This window comes from Glaciecola sp. 2405UD65-10, assembly GCF_048820975.1.
Lineage (GTDB): Bacteria > Pseudomonadota > Gammaproteobacteria > Enterobacterales > Alteromonadaceae > Glaciecola.
Map to the genome: position 1 here is coordinate 2,651,179 of NZ_JBMEUF010000001.1, position 21,241 is coordinate 2,672,419.

Below are 21,241 nucleotides of genomic sequence, written 5' to 3' on the forward strand. Positions count from 1 at the left end.
ATGTTATCCTTTTGGCTCTTGCTCAAAAGAAGACACCATGTTTTTAAGTGTTGAGCTATTCTGCTTTGCTGAACGAATTTTTTGGATTTTCTCAAATCCACGGGAACCAAAGTAAAAACCATAAATTGTTAACATAACGGTTTGGAAAAACGGTATCCAGTCTTTTACCATGGAAATTTGTTCAGCGTTAAGCACTCCGCTAAATATGGTGCTAAAGGCAAGTAAGCTCACCACTACGGTCATAAATATGAGGGTCATAGGCCGAATATTCTTCGACAGCCAACTATCGCTTTTCATATCTAGTCTTAAGCGTTCGGTAAGTTCTTGCTCCATATTTTCTTCATGAAGGGCAGCCTCTCTATCCATTTGCATCAGTAATTCTTGCATACGAATACGGTAAGCCGTTTTGATTTTTTGCTGCTGAACTTCGGTAAGTGCTAGCTCTTCGTCAGAAGTAACTAGATCGTCTAATGCTTTGCCTACAGTGCTAACTAAATCAACAGTTGTACCACTGAATATTTTACTTAACCATCCCATTTTACTATTCCTTGTTGTTGTATTTAATACTCAACAAGCCAGCCATACAAAAGTACTCGCGTGTTAATTTTTATTAAAGGAATGGCAATCAACACCCCAAATTACAACAAGAAGACCTCCATGCCTTGGTATATAGTTTTCCATATTGTACAAAATTTCAACAATTATTTTCATTTTGTATTGTTATAAGTGTGGCTTGAATTAAGATTTTTAAGCTAAGTTACCAATTTTCAAGCAAAAAAAACCCAGCTAATGCTGGGTTTTTATATATGTTTTTAACTAAAAACTTACTTTTTAAGTTTTTGTATTAAACGTAGTTGTGCAATTGCTTCTGCCAGTTCAATGGCTGCTTCAGCGTAATTTAAGTCTGCGCCACCTTGCGAAATTTTATCTTCCGCATGTTTTTTGGCATCAGCCGCTGCTGCTTCATCTAAGTCTTCAGCGCGCACAGCGGTGTCGGCTAACACAGTTACTGAACCTGGTTGTATTTCTAAAATACCACCAGCAACGTAAATGAGTTCTTCTTCACCATGCTGCTTAACAACTCTAACCATACCTGGCTGCAAGCTGGTAATCAAAGGTGCATGGCCAGGATGGATACCTAGCTCACCTTCACTACCTGTTACTTGGATAGTTTCCACTAAACCTGAGAATATCTCAGTTTCAGCGCTTACTACGTCCAAGTGTACTGTCATTGCCATGTTGGGCCTCCTTTAAGGCAGCTTACGCTGCACTTATCTAAGTAGATTACTTCTTAGCTTTTTCTAAAGCTTCGTCAATTGAACCAACCATGTAGAAGGCTTGCTCAGGAAGACTATCGTAATCACCATCAAGAATGCCTTTAAAGCCACTTATGGTGTCTTTCAAAGATACATACTTACCAGGAGAACCAGTAAAGACTTCAGCTACGAAGAAAGGCTGTGACAAGAAACGCTGAATTTTACGAGCGCGTGAAACCACTTGCTTGTCTTCTTCAGATAATTCGTCCATACCAAGAATCGCAATGATATCTTTAAGTTCTTTATAACGCTGTAGAACTGACTGTACGCCACGTGCTACGTCATAGTGCTCTTGACCAATTACGAGTGGGTCAAGTTGGCGTGAAGTTGAATCTAGTGGGTCTACCGCAGGGTAAATACCTAAAGATGCAATGTCACGTGACAATACAACCGTTGCATCTAAGTGAGCAAAGGTAGTAGCAGGTGAAGGATCGGTCAAGTCATCCGCTGGTACGTATACCGCTTGGATTGACGTGATTGAACCTGTTTTAGTTGACGTAATACGTTCTTGAAGTACACCCATTTCTTCAGCTAGTGTAGGCTGATAACCTACCGCTGAAGGCATACGGCCAAGAAGTGCAGATACTTCAGTACCAGCTAGTGTATAACGGTAGATGTTATCTACGAAGAAAAGTACATCACGACCTTCGTCACGGAACTTTTCAGCCATAGTTAGGCCAGTTAGTGCAACACGTAAACGGTTACCCGGTGGCTCGTTCATCTGGCCGTATACTAGTGATACTTTATCTAGTACGTTTGATTCATTCATTTCATGATAGAAATCGTTACCTTCACGAGTACGCTCACCAACACCAGCAAATACTGAGTAGCCGCTGTGCTCAATCGCGATGTTACGAATAAGTTCCATCATGTTTACGGTTTTACCAACTCCGGCACCACCGAATAAGCCAACTTTACCACCTTTAGCGAAAGGACATACAAGGTCAATAACCTTAATACCCGTTTCTAGTAGCTCAACTGAACTTGATTGATCTTCGTAGCTTGGCGCTTCACGGTGAATAGACATACGCTCTTCTTCACCAATTGGGCCAGCTTCATCAATAGGGTTACCTAGCACATCCATGATACGGCCTAGAGTGGCTGTACCTACAGGAACCTGAATAGCTGCACCAGAGTTCTCTACAGAAATATTACGGCGTAATCCATCAGTAGTACCCATTGCAATTGAACGTACTACACCGCCACCCAATTGTTGTTGTACTTCTAGAGTTAAGCCCGCTAAGTCACCTTCGGTCACTTTTAGTGCGTCATACACTCGTGGTACTGATGTTTGTGGAAATTCAATATCCACAACAGCACCAATGATTTGGACGACCTTACCTTGACTCATAATTTGTCCTCTTAATTCCTAAAATTTGTTCTTTACCTAAATAGCTCGCTTTGTACATACAGGGATTAAACCGCTGCTGCACCCGATACAATTTCACTAATTTCTTGTGTAATCGCCGCTTGGCGAGCCTTGTTGTATACCAATTGCAAATCATCAATCAGGTTACCAGCATTGTCGGTAGCTGCTTTCATAGCTACCATGCGCGCCGCTTGTTCTGACGCGACATTTTCAACAACACCTTGGTAAACCTGAGACTCAATGTAACGAACCATTAATGATTCCAAAATTTCTTTTGGATCAGGTTCGTAGATGTAGTCCCAACGATGTTTTAATGCTTTATCTTCTGATTTAGGCAAAGGCAACAATTGATTGACCTGTGGCTCTTGGGTCATGGTGTTTACGAAGTTGTTATAAACAAGGAATATCTTGTCTAATTTTCCTTCGTCGTATGCTTTAAGCATAACACGCACAACGCCAACAACGTCGCTAAGGCTTGGCTTGTCACCTAAACCTGATTCAGCGGCCATAACTTTGCCACCAAAACGGTTAAAGAATGCAACAGCCTTTGAACCTAATGCGGCGAAATGAACGCCAACATCTTGTTCGCTGTAAGCTTTAACTTGCTGAGTTACTAACTTAAATTCGTTAGTATTTAAGCCACCACATAAACCACGGTCAGTAGAAATAACTATGTATCCTACATTCTTGACTTCACGCTCTTCCAAATAAGGGTGGCGATATTCCAAGCTACCGTTAGCAATGTGACCAATCACTTTTAGCATATTTTGTGCGTATGGACGACCAGAGGTCATACGGTCTTGCGCCTTCTTCATTTTAGAAGCCGCTACCATTTCCATTGCACTGGTAATTTTTTGAGTATTCTTAATACTCCCAATCTTACCTTTTATCTCTTTTCCGCTAGCCATGACACTTTCTCCAATTACTAAACGACAAGCCCCAATACAAAATACTGAGGCTTATTGAATTACCAAGTTTGAGTAGACTTAAACGTGTTAAACGCTTCTTTCAACTGTGACTCGATATCGTCGTTGTAGTTACCAGTTTCATTGATTGTGTTCATAAGCGCGCTGTGCTCGTTATTCATGTATGAATGAAGAGCAGCTTCAAAATCTAGAACTTTATTAAGCTCTACATCTTTTAAGAAGCCTTTTTCAGCTGCGAACAATGATACAGACGTTTCCGCTACCGATAATGGTGCGTACTGGTTCTGCTTCATAAGCTCAGTTACACGCTCACCGTGTTCTAGCTGCTCACGTGTTTCTGCGTCAAGGTCTGAAGCAAACTGTGAGAAAGCCGCTAGTTCGCGGTATTGTGCAAGAGCAAGACGAATACCACCGCCCAGCTTTTTAACAATCTTGGTTTGTGCAGCACCACCAACACGAGATACTGAAATACCGGCGTTTACTGGCGGACGAATACCCGCGTTAAACAAGTCTGATTCTAAGAAGATCTGACCATCGGTAATTGAGATTACGTTTGTTGGTACGAACGCTGATACGTCACCCGCTTGAGTTTCAATAATAGGTAAAGCGGTTAAAGAACCTGTTTTACCTTTTACTTCACCGTTGGTGTATTTTTCTACGTATACATCGTTTACACGAGCAGCACGCTCTAGTAGACGCGAGTGAAGATAGAAAACATCACCTGGGTAGGCTTCACGGCCTGGTGGACGTTTCAACAATAGTGATACCTGACGGTATGCTACAGCTTGCTTTGACAAGTCATCGTATACAATTAGTGCATCTTCACCGCGGTCGCGGAAGTATTCACCCATTGTACAACCAGAGTATGGTGCTAAGTACTGAAGTGCTGCAGATTCAGATGCAGACGCAGCAACAATGATGGTGTGACCCATAGCACCGTGCTCTTCTAGTTTACGTACCACGTTCGCAATAGTAGAAGCCTTTTGGCCAATTGCTACGTAAACACACTTAACGCCAGTGCCTTTTTGGTTGATGATTGCATCAACAGCAAGGGCTGTTTTACCTGTTTGGCGATCGCCGATAATCAACTCACGCTGACCACGACCAATTGGAATCATCGCATCAACAGACTTATAACCAGTTTGTACTGGTTGGTCTACTGATTGACGCTCAATTACGCCTGGTGCAATTTTTTCTACTGGTTCAAAACCAGCAGCTTCAATTGCGCCTTTTCCATCAATTGGCGCACCTAGTGTATTTACAACACGACCTAGTAAGCCTGGGCCTACTGGTACTTCTAGGATACGACCTGATGATTGTACTTTTGTACCTTCTTGTAGGTCCGCGTAAGGACCCATCACTACTGCACCTACAGAATCTCGTTCTAGGTTAAGTGCAATTGCGTAGCGACTGCCAGGAAGCTCAATCATTTCGCCTTGCATAACATCGGCTAGGCCGTGTATGCGAATAATACCGTCAGTTACACCAACGATAGTTCCTTCATTTCGAGCTTCACTAACTACATTAAACTTTTCAATTCTATTTTTGATAAGTTCTGCAATTTCTGTGGAATTAAGTTGCATGCTCTTTATCCCCGTTATGCTTGCAACGCGTCTGAAAGACGGTTCAATTTTGAATTTACGGAACCATCTATCACTGTATCGCCGGCCTTAATAATGACACCAGCGACCAATGCAGGATCCACGTTACAAATAAGCTTCACTTTACGTGCTAATCTTTTCTCTAGCGCCGCGCTAATATTGTCTTTCTGTTCACTTGATAATTCAATTGCAGACGTTACATCTACATCAATCTCTTTATCATAATCTGCTTTAAGCGCAGCGAACATAGTGGCAATATCAGGCAAAGCTGATAAACGATTATTTTCAGCCAAAACTCTAATAAAGTTTTGACCCTGAGTGTTGAGTTGTTCTTCGCAAATGCTCACGAACAAGTCAGCTAGTTTTTCTGGTGCCATTGCACTAGATAGAACATTGCGCATGTCATCATTTTTGGTGACTTCTGCTGCAAATACTAGCATTTCCTGCCATTTCGCAATTTCTGCGCTCTCAACTGCAAAATCAAAAGCAGCTTTGGCATAAGGGCGAGCGATTGTTGTCAATTCAGACATAGCTCATCTCCCTTATAGTTCAGCGACAAGTTTTTCAACAATGTCGTTTTGTGCCGCAGCGTCAATTTCACGTGCTAAGATTTTTTCAGCACCAGCAATAGCTAAACCAGCTACTTGCTTGCGAAGATCTTCTCTTACACGGTTACGTTCAGCTTCGATTTCGGCATGACCTTGAGCGATAATTTTTTCACGCTCAGAATGACCACGCTGTGTTTCTTCATCAACAAGTTGATTAGCACGCTTCTTAGCTTGTTCAACAATTTCCGCTGCTTGTTGCTTAGCTTCTTTAAGCTGAGCCGTAGCGCGTTCTTGAGCAAGTTCGAGGTCTTTTTCAGCACGCTCTGAAGCAGCCAAGCCATCTGCAATGGTCTTTTGGCGGTCTTCGATGGCAGCCATTAACGGCGGCCACACATACTTCATACAAAATGCCACGAAAACGGCAAATGCAATCAGCTGACCAATTAGAGTGAGGTTCATATTCACCGCAGCTCTCCTTATTTAATGTTCGCTAAAACCAATAGTTCTTCTTAATTAACCAAGACCAACTGCGAACAATAAGTATAGTGCGATACCAACACCGATCATCGCGATAGCGTCAATAAGACCCGCTACGATGAACATTTTAACTTGAAGTTGTGGTGCTAGTTCTGGTTGACGAGCAGCAGATTCTAGGAATTTCCCACCTAGAATACCGAATCCAATAGCGGTACCTAGGGCACCCATACCGATTAGTAGTGCAACTGCGATTGCGATCATTGTGTATCTCCGATTTTAAGTTAAGTTTAAAGTTTAAAAAGTATTACAAAAACTGCTTTTAGTGGTCTTCGCTAGCCAAGCTCAAGTACACAATGGTCAACATCATGAATATAAAGGCTTGTAGTGGAAGTACTAAAATATGGAAAACCGCCCACATAAAGTGCAATGGCAACTGCCATAACCCAATAGTTGCGATTAGAATAAATATCAATTCACTTGCATATAGGTTACCGAATAAACGTAGTGCTAGTGATAATGGACGCGCAAACAAGGTAACAAGTTCCAAGACTAAGTTAACTGGAATGAAAGCCCAATGATTGAAAGGCTGTAAGCTCAACTCTTTTGCAAAGCCGCTAATGCCTTTCATTTTAATTGAATAAAAGATGATTAGAACAAATACACCAAGCGCCAAAGCGAGGGTTAAGTTCAAGTCAGTAGTAGGTACGGCTTTGTTGTATACGTCATGAGGGTCCATGCCAAATGCAACTTGACCAATCCAACCAGAAACAGAAGGAATTACGTCAACCGGTATTAAATCCATTAGGTTCATTAACAAGACCCAAACGAAAATAGTTAGTGCTAGTGGAGCAATTAACGCACTTTTACCATGGAAGGTACTGGTTACGTTGTCATTCACGAAATCAACAACTAACTCAACGAAAGCTTGCCCTTTAGAAGGTACGCCTGTGGTTGCTTTTGCTGCCGTGCGACGGAAAAGATAAAGAAATAAGATACCCAAGCCAATTGACCAAGCCATTGTATCAACGTGAACAGCCCAAAACCCTGCCTCAGAACATGCTTTGTTGAAAGCGACTTCGCCGTCAACCATACAAGCTGTTGCATTGGTTAAATGGTGTTGGATATATTCAGTAGTAGTATATTCAGATGCCATTGTTAAACCTAAAGTGTGTAATTTAAAATCTTTGCATGTTCGTGTTGCATTTGCATTACGACATTTGGCGTAATACTTGCTTGAGTTAACAATGCGCAATGCACTGTATTCTGAAATCCAACAATTAAATGGCTATTTACAAAAGCCAAATCCTCACAACGCAGGGAAATCCTGCATTCTAAGGATAATTGTTCGCTATTTCAGAACGAACATAGCCAGCCATTGGCTGACCATTATTGTTGCGTATGCACCTAAAAGAGGCAAAGGGTGCGCATTAAACTGAGAAAACGCAACAATAAATAAAACACTCGTCAGGATGAGTTTTATCTTCATTCCTTGACTTAAACTTTGCGCAACCAAGTTATTTTTAGTTGCACCGGCGTATCGGAACACCCAATACGCAAATATGCTATGCGGTATAACAAAACTTATACATCCAAGTAACACAGCATAAAGAATACTTGTGTTGAATACTAGTGCCAAAATGCATAACAAAAGGCTCGTAAAGATTTGAACTACAATACCTTTTAGCGCTAGTACTCTACCTGTGCTGGCTAAACCATTATTCATATTAAAAAACCTAATGGTAATACCCATTCAAAAAGCGGAAGAAGTATACTGTTTAACAAGAAAAATTCAACTATAAACATCAATTATAGCTTTTATTTTCAGTATTCCCCCAGCCGATACAACTACCTTCGTAAAGGTAAATTTACTTACCCAAATATTAATTAGATTTGCGAAAATAATTATTCACTCGGCATTAAGGGGTTTGAGTTACTCCGCCATGCCGATTTTGGCTAAAATTCCATCTAATTGTTCTAAATCGTTAAAATTAATCACCATTTTGCCCTTGCCTTTGGCGTTATGGTCAATTTTTACTTGCGTGCCTAAAGTATCACCTAGTTTACTTTGCAAACGCGCTACATCAGGATCTTCTACTTTTTGCTTTTTATCTGTTTCCGCTGTGCTTGTTTGCATAGCCTTTTTCACTAGCGCTTCGGTTTGACGAACGGTCATTCCTTGTTCAGCTACCTGATTCGCTAAGCTTGATTGTAGTTCGTTATCAATAGCTAAAAGAGCTCGGGCGTGGCCCATTTCAATATCACCATGCTCAAGTAGTCTTTTAACTGAATCTTGCAAACCGTTTAGGCGCAAAAGATTGGTAACCGTAGTACGAGATTTACCCACGGCATCGGCAACTTGTTGATGAGTTAGGTTAAATTCAACCATTAAACGATCTAATGCTTGGGCTTCTTCCATGGCATTTAAATCTTCACGCTGAATATTTTCAATTAGCGCAATTGCAACTGCGGCGTCATCAGGAATAGGCTTAACCAGGCAAGGTACAACATCAAGTTGCGCTATTTGCGCAGCTCGCCAGCGACGCTCACCTGCAATAATTTCATATTTGTTGTCATCAATAGGCCTAACAACAATGGGTTGAATAATCCCTTGAGAACGAATAGATGCGGCTAGTTCTTCAAGCGCTTCATCGGCCATGTCTTTACGTGGCTGATATTTACCGGCTTGTAAAAATTCAATTGGGATTTTTTTTAGTTCGTTATCAGTTTTGTTTTGGCCAGAATCTTGTGAAGCTAACTCAGCTTCCTTGTCGGCTACGCTTTTGCTAGTTGCAAGTAGGGCATCTAAACCTCTGCCTAAGCCTTTGTTTCGTGGAGCCATGTAAAAAAAACCTCTTTTATTATTTTATTTTTGCTTATGTAAGCGAGTGAAAACAATGCCTGTATGCAACAGCCTTATTTAATTTGTTTACGCCGTGGCACTTTCTATTTTCTTTTGCCTGCGTAAAATTTCGCCCGCCAAGGCTAAATATGCTTTAGCGCCATTTGATGATTTATCGTAGTACATAGCTGGCTCACCAAAACTTGGCGCTTCAGCTAATCTTACATTTCGGGGAATTACAGTACGATAAACCTGTTCGCCAAAATAACGTTTCAGCTGTTCTGACACATCATTCGCTAATCTATTTCGAGGGTCGTACATTGTTCGTAGTACGCCTTCAATTTTTAAACTTGGATTAACCACTGACGCTAACTTTTCAATGGTATCCATTAGGGCTGTTACCCCTTCAAGCGCGTAGTATTCGCACTGCATGGGCACTAAAACTGAGTCTGAAGCAGCAAGGGCATTCACGGTAAGTTGGTTTAACGAAGGTGGACAATCAATAAAAATGTAATCGTAATCTTGCTTGACTGTATCAAGCGCATTTCGCAAACGCACTTCACGCGCAAACACTTCCATTAGCTTTATTTCAGCGGCGGTTATATCAGAATTACCTGCAATTAAGTGATATTTACCGGTAGTTTCGGTAATTATGACCTCCTTAGCCGGTTTTTCGTCAATTAAGAGTTCATAACAGGTATTTTCAACATTGTATTTATCAATGCCGCTCCCCATAGTGGCATTACCTTGAGGGTCTAAGTCAATCAGTAATACTCTTCTTTTCGTAGCCGCCATAGATGCCGCAACGTTTACTGCAGTAGTGGTTTTCCCCACTCCGCCTTTCTGATTAGCTATTGATATGACTCTCGCCACTGGGCATCCTATTTCACAAGTAATTTAGCTTAAGGACACGTTTTAACTAACTGCTTATTAAGCCAGTCAAAAATAAAGTAAGTGTTCACTTACTATTACTCACACGTGTTTATTGTTTTTATTTAGAAAGGGCTGACTTTAATTTCACTAAATGCCTCTCACCTACTAATGATGGTATCAAAAGAGGGATGCTTTGTACTAGTACAAATTCAGCTGGTACTTGATTAATCTCATCTTCGTGAAGCTGCCCTTTGAGGGCTAAAAATTCTCCATCACTACCAAGCAAATGCTGGCACCAGTGTAGCATATCGTTTAGGGAAGCAAACGCTCGGCTAAGTACACCGTCAAATAAAATATCTGGTTTAAGATCTTCAACACGAGTTTGAATAGCCACAACGTTGTCTATTTTTAATTCATGTACGGCTTGCTTAATGAATCTAATTCTTTTTCCTAAAGAATCAATCAAGGTGAAATGCATGTTTGGCTGCATAATAGCCAAAGGAATACCAGGTAAGCCTGGGCCTGTGCCTACATCAGCAAAGTTTTTACCGTTTAAAAATGGGCTTACAACAATTGAATCAAAAATATGTTTAATCAACATCTCTTTGGGATCACGAACCGAGCTTAAGTTATAAGCTTTATTCCACTTGTTAAGCAGCAACACAAAACCAATAAGTTGCGACTTTTGGTGCTCACTTATTGCAAAGTCTAATTGCCTAGCGTGTTTGTCAAACTCAAGGCTAAGTTCGTTCTCAAGTTGATTCATTATGCGCTTTCACGCTCATGTTTAAACAACATATTATGTTTTTTCAAATACACCAACAGCAATGACACGGCAGCAGGTGTTATGCCTGAAATTCTAGAGGCTTTGCCCAAGGTTTCTGGGCGAGCTTGGCTTAGCTTAGCTACCACTTCGTTACTTAAGCCCGAAATTTTAGAATAGTCAAAATCAAGTGGGATAAGGGCAGTTTCATGGCGCTGTGATTTGGCAATATCTTCTTTCTGACGCGAAATGTAGCCTGCATACTTGATTTGAATTTCTACTTGCTCTGCGGTTTTTTCATCTTCTAAGCCGGGGCCAATTTCTTCAATTTGCATCAATTTTTTGTAGGTCATTTCTGGACGACGAATAATTTCTTCCAAAGAATGCTCTTTGGCAACAGGGCTTTTCAGCAGAGTATTAAGTTGCTCTGTTGCAGCATGGCCCGGATGAATCCAAGATGTTGCTAAGCGCTGTTTCTCTTTTTCGATGTTTTCCATTTTTTCACTGAACATTGCCCAGCGTTGATCACATACTAAGCCAAGGGCTCTGCCTTGTTCAGTTAGGCGGCTATCAGCGTTATCTTCGCGCAATAGTAAGCGATATTCGGCGCGGCTAGTAAACATTCTGTAAGGTTCTTTGGTTCCCATGGTGGCCAAATCATCTATTAAAACGCCAACATACGCTTGGTCACGCCCTAAAACAAATGGGTCTTTTTCTTGTACCTGCAAGGCAGCATTAGTTCCGGCAATTAAGCCTTGAGCACCGGCTTCTTCATAACCCGTAGTGCCATTTATTTGCCCAGCAAAGAACAAGCCTTGTATAAATTTAGTTTCCAAGGTTTGCTTTAGGTCGCGCGGATCAAAAAAGTCATACTCAATGGCGTAACCAGGGCGAATAATATGCGCGTTTTCAAACCCTTTAATTGAGCGTACTAAGCCCATTTGAACATCAAACGGTAAACTTGTTGAAATTCCGTTTGGATAAACTTCAATACTGTTAAGACCTTCAGGCTCTACGAATATTTGATGCGAGGTTTTATCAGCAAATCTAACAATTTTATCTTCAATAGAAGGGCAGTAACGAGGGCCAACACCTTCAATAACGCCAGTATACATGGGCGATCTATCTAAACCAGAGCGAATAATATCGTGGGTTTTTTCGTTTGTGTGCGTAATGTAGCAAGATATTTGTTCAGGATGATCTGAACGTTTACCCATAAACGAAAATACAGGTAGTGGTGAATCACCCGCTTGTTCTTGCATAACTGAATAATCAAGGCTTCTTGCGTCTAAGCGAGCAGGGGTACCGGTTTTTAAACGATCAACTCTAAACGGTAATGCGCGTAAACGTTCTGCTAGAGCAATAGATGGTGGATCACCAGCTCTACCACCTTTGTAGTTTTCAAGGCCTATGTGAATAGTACCACCTAAGAACGTTCCTACCGTTAATACAACTGTTTTAGCTTTAAATTTTAAACCCATTTGAGTAACAACACCGCATACTCTTTCGTTTTCAACAATTAGGTCATCACACGATTGTTGGAACAGGGTTAAATTTTCTTGTTGTTCTAGCATTTGGCGCACAGCTATTCGATACAAAGTTCGATCTGCTTGCGCGCGAGTAGCCCTTACAGCTGGGCCTTTTGAAGAGTTTAGTGTTCTAAATTGAATACCGGCTTTGTCAATTGCTTTACCCATAACACCACCAAGGGCATCAATTTCTTTTACTAAATGGCCTTTACCAATACCACCAATAGCAGGGTTACACGACATTTGACCTAAGGTTTCAATACTGTGCGTTAATAAAAGTGTTTTTGCACCCATACGTGCAGAAGCCATTGCTGCTTCTGTTCCTGCATGACCACCACCTACAACAATGACATCAAAATCTTGTTGATAAAACATCTAATAGAACCTCGATCAAAAAAACTATTTACGCTTTTGAGTTTTTAGCTAGCCTCAAAAAAAGGTCGCATATTGTATATGAAGTTTGTTTTTTTTGAAATGCTTATTTTTTCACCATGGAAAACGTAAAAACACCTCAAAAGTTAAAACATCCTCCGCTTTATAATTATATCTTTTTATATAGAGATCTTTATTACTATTATTATTAAGCAAGCGCTTTTCTGTTAATAAGGCTATTTTCGCTAGTAAATTCATTAGCTTACGGAACTTTTAATTTATGTATAAGCAAGATCATAAGGCGGTATAAATTGAGGATAAGTAGGCGAGTTATGCACAGCTTAAATTTTAACCAATCTTATTCTCAGTTAAAGCACGGTTTGATCACAGTTTATACATAAAGTTATCCACAATTGTGATCTTATTATGGGTAAGTTGTGGATAATATGGTGAGTAAATAGATAGACCATCAACACAGCGCCTGCTTTTAAAGATGTGCTCTAATAAAAGAAACTTATCCCGTCCAATTGACGAATTGATTGCTGAAATAATTCAAAATTGCCTGTAACTAGTCGATATAAACTTTAGTACACACAAAATTAGCACAGCCACCCCATAAAATAGGTCAATTTTCTTAGATGATGAGAGCAGAAAATATCAATAATGGAAGGAATCCTATAGCAAATTTCTTTATTGAAGCTCGTAATTCTAAATATTTATCTATTGTAAATATTACCAGCGTTATTTATACCATCGTGCTTATTCTGACCTTTATTGATGTTTACGGTGAAATACCCAAGTTAATTTTGGTCGCTCATGCATTAGGCCTAATAGTTATTTGGGCTAATCTAATTCTGCTTTATAAAACCAATAACGTGCCACGAGCAGCTGGTGTTATGTTGTTTTGCATGTTGATTATTCACCTTATTAACATATCAATTGTGGGGGGGATTACTAACCCACATTTTGCGTGGATATTCCTATTCCCCATTTTAGCGGGCAGCACCTTAGGCTGGCGCGGGCAAATATTCTTCTATGCTTTGTGTTTATTGGGAACTGTGTACTACGCGGTTTTTCAAGAAAGCATTAATGTGTTGTCTCAAAACGAGAATATAAGTTATACGTTTTTTACTCGTTTCATGTGCTTAACCGTTTTTACGCTTGTTATGTTTATTTATTACTTCACCTTAAAAGAGAAGATGGAGCACTTACAATATGCCCTAAACAAGGCTTCTTTTGAAAGTGACTTGTTTTTAGGGGTATTCAATACCAATGCACAAAGTGTATTTTTAATAGATGAATCAGGTTATATAGAGCGCGCAAATTCGAAAGCCCATACTTGTTTTGGCTTTGCTGACAACGAATTAAACAAACTGCCTTTTATAGATATTTGCCAAACCGGGCTGCACAGTATCTCTTTGCTATTGCTAGGAGAAAAGTATCAAGACAACACTGGCATTAAAACATCAGAAAATGAGATTAAACTTACAACAAATAACGGTGATTCTTTATGGGTTGAGTGGACATCATTACGAATTTTAGATGATAAAGAACGTGCTCACACACTTATTACGATGGAAGATATAAGTGATAGAAAAAATCACGAGTCTGAATTATCGTATTTAGCACGATACGACCAACTAACTCGTTTACCTAATCGTTTGTCTATTCATGAAAAATTAAACGCTATGATTGAAAAGTCTATGCGTGAAAAAACAGAATTTGCAGTAGTGTTTTTTGATTTAGATAAGTTTAAAAATGTAAATGACGTACAAGGTCATCAAACTGGTGATAAGGTGCTTAAGGCCGTTGCCCAGCGCATGCAAACTCATAAATCTAAAAATGACATAGTTGCTCGCTTAGGGGGTGACGAGTTTGTATTGCTAATTGAAAATGTTCATTCTTCAAAACAAGTTACTGACACCGTAGAGCAAATGCAAAGTAGTATTTGTGAAGCTATTTCCGACAATGGCAATGAATATTATGTAGGAGCCAGCGCCGGTATAGCGCTATACCCCAATGATGCAAATACGCCTGATGATCTTTTACAAAAGGCTGATATTGCTATGTATAAAGCTAAATCAGATGCCCGGGGACAGTACGAATTTTATAGCACAGAACATGACGATATAATTAAGCGACAAATTAAACTAGGCAGTGAACTTAATTTTGCCATTGAACGCGACGAACTGAGCTTATTATTCCAAGCTATTTACGACATAAAAGGAAATATTACTGGCGCGGAAGCGTTAATACGTTGGAAAAACGACGAATTTGGTAAAGTATTTCCTGATGAATTTATTCCAATTAGTGAAGATAATGGTCTAATTGTTCCTATTGGATTGTGGGTATTAGACGAGTCATGTCGAATTCTAAAGAGGTGGCACAACATGGGCTTTACGAATCTTGTTATGTCAGTAAATGTGTCTTATAGGCAAATTAACAGCTCTGATATGGTGAATGAAGTAACCCGTATACTTGATAAATACGAATTGAGTGGTGAGTCGCTCATTATTGAACTAACCGAACGTGTTTTTGCCGATGACTTGGCTTTGGTTCAGTCTAATATTGAGCAATTTTCAGCGATGGGCGTGAAGACAGCCGTTGATGACTTTGGTGTAGGTTACAGTAGTTTAAGTTATTTGAAGAAAACCAAATTCAGTGCAATTAAAATTGACCGCAGTTTTATTAAAGATATAGAAACAAACGTGGCATCACGTAAGCTATGTGCGGCCATAGCATCAATGGCCGATGGTTTAGGTTTAAGCGTAACGGCTGAAGGCGTTGAAACCGAAGCACACTTACGCATCTTAAAAGAAATGAATATAGATAAATACCAAGGCTATTTGATGTCAAAACCTATTAGTTATGAACAGTTCAACAGGCTTCTTGGTATTCAAGATTAAGTATTCTTTTTATAAATAATTTGGTTAGGTTGATAACCTTTGTTGGTGTCAGGTGAATAAGCGCTGGGCTCAACTATTTGCTGAGTTAAAGGCTTACGGCGGCTAGGCCCTTGAAACCTTACCTGGTAAGTTTCGTATTCTCGAATAGACTCATAACAATACTTTCCTAAGGCGGCTTCTAACTCGGGTAGCATATGGTTTGTAATCAGAATACTATTCTTATTTGCCGAACGGCGCTGCCTCAACAAATTACCTAACCAACTTTGCGCGTTCTTCTTAAGGACGGTTTCATTCACGCACACTTCATCTAGTATTAGTAAATCAACATCAAGGAGCTGCTGGGCAAGTTCACGGTAGCGAAGGGAGGCTTTATCTTCTGCTTGATAATCGTATGAGAACAAACGCATATCAAGCAAGGTTTGTAATTGGCGATATACCACGCTAATTTCAAATTTATTGATAAGTTCATGTGCAATGGCGCCGGCAATATGCGATTTACCGCGGCCATAATCACCGTAAAAAATCATCATATGAGAACGGCTTTTACGCCATTTAGGGTCTTTATGAGCGGCAATAAAAGAACGAGCAATACTAACCGCTTCAATTACGTCTTGTGCATCTTCGCGCAAGTTTTCAAAGGTCCAATTAGGGTTAAGCTCTGATTTACCATGTAACTGGTTAATACGCTTTAACTTATTGGTGGCTTGAATGCGTTGTAAATCGGCATTAGCCTGTGCTTCATACTGCTGGCGATTTTTTTTGTAGTCAAAGTCGGGTATTTCTACATTGTGCGCTGCGCTTTGGCGATCAAGCCCCATCACACCTTTTAATTCATTCAAACGTTCTTGTAATGTTTTCATATACCTGTATTACTCATATTAAATATGGTCTTTATACTGTTCAATTAGCTTAGCTACATTATCATCAAACACTATGCCTGCACTAGGGGTGACATACTGATGGCCACTCGCTGTTTTTTGTTCTGCAATTGGAATGCGCTGCCTGCGCTGTTTTAAATGAATCACTAGCTTTTGAGTCCACTGATACTCGGTGTGCTGGCTGTCTATTCTACCTATCCAGTAGGCTATAAATTCGCCCAGTTCATCGGCACTGTAGAAGGCTTCTAGCAGGCCTACCAGTTTACATAAGTCATTAAACACACTTTCAGTGGGGCGCCACGATACTTGCATAGCTTTGTGCTGGCTATGAAAACTCGGATCATTTAATGATTGTGGTAATTGTGACAAGGGCAACGACACTTCTTGCTTATGTAAACTTTGGCTAGGCTCAAGGCTTTCTGAAATTTCTACTAAACCTGCTTTTTTTAGTTCTTGAAAAATAGCCGTTATTTGCCTGCCCAAGGTAATCACTTCTTTTTTATTATTTAGCAGTGTCATTATCGCTTTATTATTTACGGTGACTTTTTGTGAACCCGCTTTTAACGAGGGCCGCAAATAAACGCAATATACTACTCTTGCCAAATTACTAATGGGCGTTTGTAGCGTTTCTAGTTCAAGAGGATTCAAGCAGGGTCCTTTATATAGTCAGTAGCATGGGGCAAAAACGAAGTTAACTTAAGATGCCAACAAGGTTTGATAGTGTTGCTTTAACCATTCTACCGCAGTTTCCTCTGGAATAGGGTGGTGTAGCACGTCTATTTGAAATACCGGAGCTTTAACCGTACCGCCTGCGTTTTTCACAATGTCTTCAATGGTTCTAGAGCCTTCACAAAACGTGTCATAGCTTGAATCACCTAATCCAATAATCAGTGTATTTAGGCTTGCTAAATTTTGGGTGGCAAGGGATTTTGCAAAGGGCTGAATATTTTCCGGTAGCTCGCCGGCGCCGTGAGTAGATGTGACTATTATTAATGGCTCTGATAAATCGAAGTCATTTATATTGGGTGTAAAGTGACAAACCGCAGTATGTCCCTGTTCTTCAAGCATTGCTTGGCAAGCTTCAGCTACGTATTCACTAGCACCTAATACAGAGCCTATTGCAATGTTAACATTCATAATAATTCCTTTATTTACCAATACAAAATGAAGAGAAGATTTTCCCAAGGAGATCATCTGATGTGAACTCACCGGTAATTTCATTTAAGAAGTTTTGAGCCAGCCTAAGTTCTTCGGCCAATAATTCCCCTGCCATGCTTAATTCTAATTGCTCTTTGCCGGTTAATATATGTGTTTCAGCACTCAGCAAAGCGGTAATATGGCGCTTTCTTGCAATTACTTGGTCTTCACCCGCTTGTTCAAAGCCCATGCATGCTTTTAAATGTTCGCTAAGGCTAGTTAGGCCTTCTTTTGATTTAGCAGAAAGGCGTATTAAAGGGTACTGGTGTGAGTTATCAATACCCACTTGTTCGTCGCTTAAATCACATTTATTTCTAACAACGGTAATTTGCGCGTCTTTTGGTAGCTTGTTATAAAATTCAGGCCATATGCTTTGGGGCTGCTCACCTTTTTCTTGCTGAGCATCAACAATAAATAATATTCTATCGGCTTGTTCAATTTCTTGCCAAGCTCGCTCAATACCTATTTGTTCAACCGTATCTGCGTTATCACGCAGGCCCGCGGTGTCAATAATATGTAGGGGCATGCCGTCAATGTGGATGTGTTCTTTAAGTACATCACGCGTTGTGCCGGCTATGTCTGTAACAATAGCCGATTGCTTCCCCGATAAAGCATTCAACAAGCTTGATTTACCCGCGTTAGGCCGCCCTACAATAACCACTCGCATACCATCACGAAGCAATGCGCCTTGTTTTGCTGTATGTTTAATATCACTTACTAAGGCAATTATTTTGGCAAGGTTCTCTTGCACTATGCCATCCCCTAAAAAGTCTATTTCTTCTTCTGGAAAATCAATAGCGGCTTCTACGTACATGCGTAAATAGATAATTGCTTTGAGTAAATCGTTAATTCGCTCAGAAAACTCGCCCTGCATTGAGCGCAATGCACTTTTGGCAGCTTGTTCTGACGACGCATTAATTAAATCAGCAATTGCCTCGGCTTGGGTTAAATCCATTTTGTCATTTAGGAAGGCTTGCTCACTAAATTCGCCAGGTTTGGCTAGGCGGCTTAGGCCTGTTTTCAAACAAGCTTCAATTAATAGTTGCATAACGACTTGGCCGCCGTGGCCTTGAAACTCAATAACATCTTCGCCGGTGAATGAATGCGGATTTTGAAAATAGAGCGCTATGCCTTGGTCTATCACCTTTGCATCTGCATCTTTAAATGATAAATATTTTGCTTCGCGAGGTGCTGGGCATTCCCCTAAAATTTGAATAGCAATTTCTTTAGCATTGGGGCCTGATACTCTTACAATCCCCACACCGCCTCGACCTGGCGCAGTGGCTTGGGCAACAATTGTATCTGATTTATTAGAGGGAATATCGCTCATTAATGCTTAGTCTCTGAAATTATTAAATTGTAAAGGTTGGCCAAAATCTTCAGCGCGTAGCAGGGCCATTGCCGCTTGCAAGTCATCACGTTTTTTACCCGTAATACGTAGTTTGTCACCTTGAATAGCCGCTTGTACTTTCATTTTCTTTTCTTTAATTAGCTTTACCATTTTCTTAGCAATATCTTGCTCTATGCCTTGTTTAAAGCCTATGGTTTGCTTAAAGGTACGGCCGGTATGGTCAATCTTCAGTGGGTCAAGTGCTGAGGTATCTACACCACGTTTAGAACAAGCATCACGTAGCATGCTTTGCATTTGCTGTAACTGAAATTCAGCCTGAGCTTTCATTACAACGGTGTCTTGAACGTATTCAAAACTGGCGTCTACACCTTTAAAATCGAAGCGGGTGCTTAAGTCACGGTTAGCGTTATCTACTGCGTTTTTTGTTTCTACGGTATCTAATTCAGACACAACGTCAAATGATGGCATCGTAATAATCCTGTAATTGTAATAATAGCTTTGCGTAAAGTACGCATTATAATATTGAGTATAGTAGTAAATTTTATATTTGATTAGCCCTGAAAGCAAAAAGCCTGCATAAAAGCAGGCTTTTCTTCAAAAACTAGGACTTACTTAGTTTTAATACCGCGCTTTTCCATTGAGGCATAAATCATTTTCGCTTGTGTAAGTGTAACTAAGTTGTTCACTAACCAATACAAAACTAACCCTGATGGGAACCACAAGAAGAACACCGTCATCGCTACTGGCATAAACTGCATTAGTTTTTGCTGTAGAGGGTCTTGAATGGTCATTGGCTGCAAGCGCTGTAAGAAGTACATGCTTAAGCCTGTTAATATAGGTAATACAAAGTATGGGTCTTTAACTGACAAGTCAGTAATCCAGAAAATAAAGTCAGCATGACGTAATTCCACACTTTCAAGTAATACCCAATAAAGCGCTAAGAATATAGGCATTTGCAATATAAGCGGAAAGCAACCGCCCATAGGATTTACTTTTTCTTTCTTATAAAGCTCCATCATAGCTTGAGACATTTTTTGGCGGTCATCACCAAAACGGTCTTTTAGCTGAGCCATTTTAGGGGCAAGGTTACGCATTTTTGCCATAGACTCATATTGTTTCTTAGTTAACCAATACATTGCACCTTTAACTATTAAGGTAATTAGTATGATTGCTAAACCCCAGTTGCCAGCGAAGCCATGTAAAAACTGTAGCATGGCAAATAAAAATTTAGATATGAACCACAGCACGCCATAATCAACCGTTAAATCAAGGCCATCAGCAATTTCCTCTAGGGTATCTTGGTCTTTAGGACCTACATATAACTCACTAGAAATAGTAGCAGTTTCACCAGGTTGTATATTAACTTGCTCGCCAGTAAAGCGAATAACTGCATATTTGTTTTGCAGCATAAGCGCTGAAATAGTGTTTTCTTGATCTTGTGGCGGTACCCATGCAGCTACGAAATAATGTTCAATCATTCCTACCCAACCACCCATGGTTGATTCTTTTAGCTTGTCATCGGCAATATCGTCAAATGATAGTTTGTCGAAACGGTCTTCTTTAGTTGAAAATGCCGCACCGCGATAGGTAGGCATAAACATACTGCCACCTTCTACATCATTTGTACTTTGAAGTAATTGAGCAAACTGTCTTACTTTAGCTACTTCAGATTTATTGTTTGTAACTGAGTAATCAACATCAATAAGATGGCTATCTTTGGTAAAGGTAAACGTTTTTGTTACTGAAACGCCATCGTTTGATTGCCAAGTTAGAGGAACTACTAAGGTGTTGTCAGTCAGGGTATAAGTACTGCTTGTGGCGCTGTACTGTGCACGGCCGGCATTTGTATCGGTTCCGTCTTTACCAATTAATCCACTTTGCGCTACATGAATAAGTGCGTCATCAGGTTTTAGTAAAGGGTAGGAGTCATTCGAGCCTTGAGTAAGGGGGTATTTTACCAAATCAGCTTGTACTACATCACCGCCAATCAAATCAATTTTGATAAAGAAGCTGTCAGTATTTACCGTAATGTATCTGTTCTCATTAGTTGAGCTTGGCAAAGTAGTTAATGGTTTATCATCTTCTTCAGGTACCAAACCGCCTAAATTGCTTTCATTTGTAGATGGAAGCGCTGAGGGCTGCGCCGAAGGAATCCCTAGGTTAGTTGGGCCGCTTTCAGTTTCTTGTGCCACGGGTTGCACAACTTTAGGTCCATACGCTTCTTGGTATTCAGTCCAGAGTAAAAAACTGACTAACAATAAACCTATGATTAATATACTTCTTTGGGATTCCATAA

General features: G+C 40.2%; 21 protein-coding genes. 1 reads left to right on the plus strand and 20 read right to left on the minus strand.

Translation table 11 applies throughout. The features are described 5' to 3' along the window. Positions 1-3: 3 nt before the first annotated feature. From ACOI22_RS11690 to mnmG, 14 genes are all read right to left on the minus strand, one after another. On the minus strand, positions 4-537 hold the full coding sequence (locus ACOI22_RS11690; RefSeq protein WP_420672207.1) for a hypothetical protein: 534 nt from the start codon (positions 535-537) through the stop codon (positions 4-6). A gap of 287 nt (positions 538-824) precedes the next feature. Beyond that, positions 825-1,238: a F0F1 ATP synthase subunit epsilon gene (locus tag ACOI22_RS11695; protein ID WP_420672208.1), complete on the minus strand. Its 414-nt coding sequence runs from the start codon at positions 1,236-1,238 to the stop codon at positions 825-827. A 46-nt stretch (positions 1,239-1,284) separates the two neighbouring features. Further along, the gene (gene atpD / locus ACOI22_RS11700) at positions 1,285-2,667 is read right to left on the minus strand and encodes a F0F1 ATP synthase subunit beta (protein ID WP_420672209.1); all 1,383 of its coding nucleotides are present in this window, start codon (positions 2,665-2,667) and stop codon (positions 1,285-1,287) included. A gap of 65 nt (positions 2,668-2,732) precedes the next feature. Beyond that, a complete protein-coding gene (gene atpG, locus ACOI22_RS11705) occupies positions 2,733-3,593 on the minus strand; it encodes a F0F1 ATP synthase subunit gamma (protein WP_420672210.1) in 861 nt (286 codons plus the stop codon). Between the two features lie 59 nt (positions 3,594-3,652). Beyond that, the gene (gene atpA, locus ACOI22_RS11710) at positions 3,653-5,194 is read right to left on the minus strand and encodes a F0F1 ATP synthase subunit alpha (RefSeq protein WP_420672211.1); all 1,542 of its coding nucleotides are present in this window, start codon (positions 5,192-5,194) and stop codon (positions 3,653-3,655) included. 14 nt (positions 5,195-5,208) lie between these two features. Continuing rightward, positions 5,209-5,742, minus strand: a complete 534-nt coding sequence (atpH, locus tag ACOI22_RS11715; protein WP_420672212.1) for a F0F1 ATP synthase subunit delta — start codon at positions 5,740-5,742, stop codon at positions 5,209-5,211. A gap of 12 nt (positions 5,743-5,754) precedes the next feature. Then, positions 5,755-6,225: a F0F1 ATP synthase subunit B gene (gene atpF / locus ACOI22_RS11720; RefSeq protein WP_420672213.1), complete on the minus strand. Its 471-nt coding sequence runs from the start codon at positions 6,223-6,225 to the stop codon at positions 5,755-5,757. 48 nt (positions 6,226-6,273) lie between these two features. Next, the gene (atpE, locus tag ACOI22_RS11725) at positions 6,274-6,498 is read right to left on the minus strand and encodes a F0F1 ATP synthase subunit C (RefSeq protein WP_297348786.1); all 225 of its coding nucleotides are present in this window, start codon (positions 6,496-6,498) and stop codon (positions 6,274-6,276) included. Positions 6,499-6,556: 58 nt separating this feature from the next. Further along, the gene (gene atpB / locus ACOI22_RS11730) at positions 6,557-7,390 is read right to left on the minus strand and encodes a F0F1 ATP synthase subunit A (protein WP_420672214.1); all 834 of its coding nucleotides are present in this window, start codon (positions 7,388-7,390) and stop codon (positions 6,557-6,559) included. Positions 7,391-7,585: 195 nt separating this feature from the next. Further along, entirely contained in the window at positions 7,586-7,960 is a 375-nt protein-coding gene (locus tag ACOI22_RS11735; protein ID WP_420672215.1) for an ATP synthase subunit I, read from the minus strand. Between the two features lie 207 nt (positions 7,961-8,167). Then, positions 8,168-9,076, minus strand: coding sequence for a ParB/RepB/Spo0J family partition protein (locus ACOI22_RS11740; RefSeq protein ID WP_420672216.1), 909 nt, complete (start codon positions 9,074-9,076; stop codon positions 8,168-8,170). A gap of 87 nt (positions 9,077-9,163) precedes the next feature. Next, the gene (locus ACOI22_RS11745) at positions 9,164-9,949 is read right to left on the minus strand and encodes a ParA family protein (RefSeq protein WP_420672217.1); all 786 of its coding nucleotides are present in this window, start codon (positions 9,947-9,949) and stop codon (positions 9,164-9,166) included. Positions 9,950-10,067: 118 nt separating this feature from the next. After that, positions 10,068-10,715, minus strand: coding sequence for a 16S rRNA (guanine(527)-N(7))-methyltransferase RsmG (gene rsmG, locus ACOI22_RS11750; RefSeq protein WP_420672218.1), 648 nt, complete (start codon positions 10,713-10,715; stop codon positions 10,068-10,070). Further along, complete coding sequence (mnmG, locus tag ACOI22_RS11755; RefSeq protein ID WP_420672219.1) at positions 10,715-12,616, minus strand: tRNA uridine-5-carboxymethylaminomethyl(34) synthesis enzyme MnmG; 1,902 nt, start codon at positions 12,614-12,616, stop codon at positions 10,715-10,717. The genes rsmG and mnmG overlap by 1 nt, the downstream gene beginning before the upstream one ends. Before the next feature lie 635 nt (positions 12,617-13,251). Between mnmG and ACOI22_RS11760 the strand changes: the two genes are divergently transcribed. Beyond that, the gene (locus ACOI22_RS11760; RefSeq protein WP_420672220.1) at positions 13,252-15,519 is read left to right on the plus strand and encodes an EAL domain-containing protein; all 2,268 of its coding nucleotides are present in this window, start codon (positions 13,252-13,254) and stop codon (positions 15,517-15,519) included. On the opposite strand, the gene ACOI22_RS11765 is transcribed toward ACOI22_RS11760, so the two are convergent. The 6 genes from ACOI22_RS11765 to yidC all read right to left on the minus strand — a co-directional run bounded on the left by ACOI22_RS11765 (position 15,516) and on the right by yidC (position 21,239). Further along, positions 15,516-16,379: an ATP-binding protein gene (locus ACOI22_RS11765; protein ID WP_420672221.1), complete on the minus strand. Its 864-nt coding sequence runs from the start codon at positions 16,377-16,379 to the stop codon at positions 15,516-15,518. The two genes, ACOI22_RS11760 and ACOI22_RS11765, sit on opposite strands and share 4 nt — an antisense overlap. An 18-nt stretch (positions 16,380-16,397) precedes the next feature. Continuing rightward, positions 16,398-17,045 carry a DnaT-like ssDNA-binding domain-containing protein gene (locus tag ACOI22_RS11770; protein ID WP_420672222.1) on the minus strand — a complete coding sequence of 216 codons (648 nt, stop codon included), beginning with the start codon at positions 17,043-17,045 and terminating at the stop codon, positions 16,398-16,400. Positions 17,046-17,093: 48 nt separating this feature from the next. Continuing rightward, positions 17,094-17,534: a flavodoxin domain-containing protein gene (locus tag ACOI22_RS11775; RefSeq protein ID WP_420672223.1), complete on the minus strand. Its 441-nt coding sequence runs from the start codon at positions 17,532-17,534 to the stop codon at positions 17,094-17,096. Positions 17,535-17,544: 10 nt separating this feature from the next. Further along, positions 17,545-18,924 carry a tRNA uridine-5-carboxymethylaminomethyl(34) synthesis GTPase MnmE gene (gene mnmE / locus ACOI22_RS11780; RefSeq protein WP_420672224.1) on the minus strand — a complete coding sequence of 460 codons (1,380 nt, stop codon included), beginning with the start codon at positions 18,922-18,924 and terminating at the stop codon, positions 17,545-17,547. 6 nt (positions 18,925-18,930) lie between these two features. After that, positions 18,931-19,413 (minus strand): YajQ family cyclic di-GMP-binding protein, encoded by a 483-nt coding sequence (locus ACOI22_RS11785; protein WP_420672225.1) that lies wholly within the window; start codon positions 19,411-19,413, stop codon positions 18,931-18,933. Positions 19,414-19,553: 140 nt separating this feature from the next. Then, entirely contained in the window at positions 19,554-21,239 is a 1,686-nt protein-coding gene (yidC, locus tag ACOI22_RS11790) for a membrane protein insertase YidC (RefSeq protein WP_420672226.1), read from the minus strand. Between the last annotated feature and the right edge of the window lie 2 nt (positions 21,240-21,241).

Excerpts from the sequence above, each read along its gene's own strand:
- atpG (WP_420672210.1), bottom strand. The coding sequence starts at position 3,593 with ATGGCTAGCGGAAAAGAGATAAAAGGTAAGATTGGGAGTATTAAGAAT.
- ACOI22_RS11735 (WP_420672215.1), bottom strand. The coding sequence starts at position 7,960 with ATGAATAATGGTTTAGCCAGCACAGGTAGAGTACTAGCGCTAAAAGGT.
- ACOI22_RS11785 (WP_420672225.1), bottom strand. The coding sequence starts at position 19,413 with ATGCCATCATTTGACGTTGTGTCTGAATTAGATACCGTAGAAACAAAA.
- ACOI22_RS11690 (WP_420672207.1), bottom strand. The coding sequence starts at position 537 with ATGGGATGGTTAAGTAAAATATTCAGTGGTACAACTGTTGATTTAGTT.
- mnmE (WP_420672224.1), bottom strand. The coding sequence starts at position 18,924 with ATGAGCGATATTCCCTCTAATAAATCAGATACAATTGTTGCCCAAGCC.
- atpA (WP_420672211.1), bottom strand. The coding sequence starts at position 5,194 with ATGCAACTTAATTCCACAGAAATTGCAGAACTTATCAAAAATAGAATT.
- ACOI22_RS11765 (WP_420672221.1), bottom strand. The coding sequence starts at position 16,379 with ATGAAAACATTACAAGAACGTTTGAATGAATTAAAAGGTGTGATGGGG.
- ACOI22_RS11760 (WP_420672220.1), top strand. The coding sequence starts at position 13,252 with ATGATGAGAGCAGAAAATATCAATAATGGAAGGAATCCTATAGCAAAT.
- ACOI22_RS11695 (WP_420672208.1), bottom strand. The coding sequence starts at position 1,238 with ATGGCAATGACAGTACACTTGGACGTAGTAAGCGCTGAAACTGAGATA.
- rsmG (WP_420672218.1), bottom strand. The coding sequence starts at position 10,715 with ATGAATCAACTTGAGAACGAACTTAGCCTTGAGTTTGACAAACACGCT.
- yidC (WP_420672226.1), bottom strand. The coding sequence starts at position 21,239 with ATGGAATCCCAAAGAAGTATATTAATCATAGGTTTATTGTTAGTCAGT.
- mnmG (WP_420672219.1), bottom strand. The coding sequence starts at position 12,616 with ATGTTTTATCAACAAGATTTTGATGTCATTGTTGTAGGTGGTGGTCAT.
- atpB (WP_420672214.1), bottom strand. The coding sequence starts at position 7,390 with ATGGCATCTGAATATACTACTACTGAATATATCCAACACCATTTAACC.
- atpE (WP_297348786.1), bottom strand. The coding sequence starts at position 6,498 with ATGATCGCAATCGCAGTTGCACTACTAATCGGTATGGGTGCCCTAGGT.
- ACOI22_RS11775 (WP_420672223.1), bottom strand. The coding sequence starts at position 17,534 with ATGAATGTTAACATTGCAATAGGCTCTGTATTAGGTGCTAGTGAATAC.
- atpD (WP_420672209.1), bottom strand. The coding sequence starts at position 2,667 with ATGAGTCAAGGTAAGGTCGTCCAAATCATTGGTGCTGTTGTGGATATT.
- ACOI22_RS11740 (WP_420672216.1), bottom strand. The coding sequence starts at position 9,076 with ATGGCTCCACGAAACAAAGGCTTAGGCAGAGGTTTAGATGCCCTACTT.
- atpH (WP_420672212.1), bottom strand. The coding sequence starts at position 5,742 with ATGTCTGAATTGACAACAATCGCTCGCCCTTATGCCAAAGCTGCTTTT.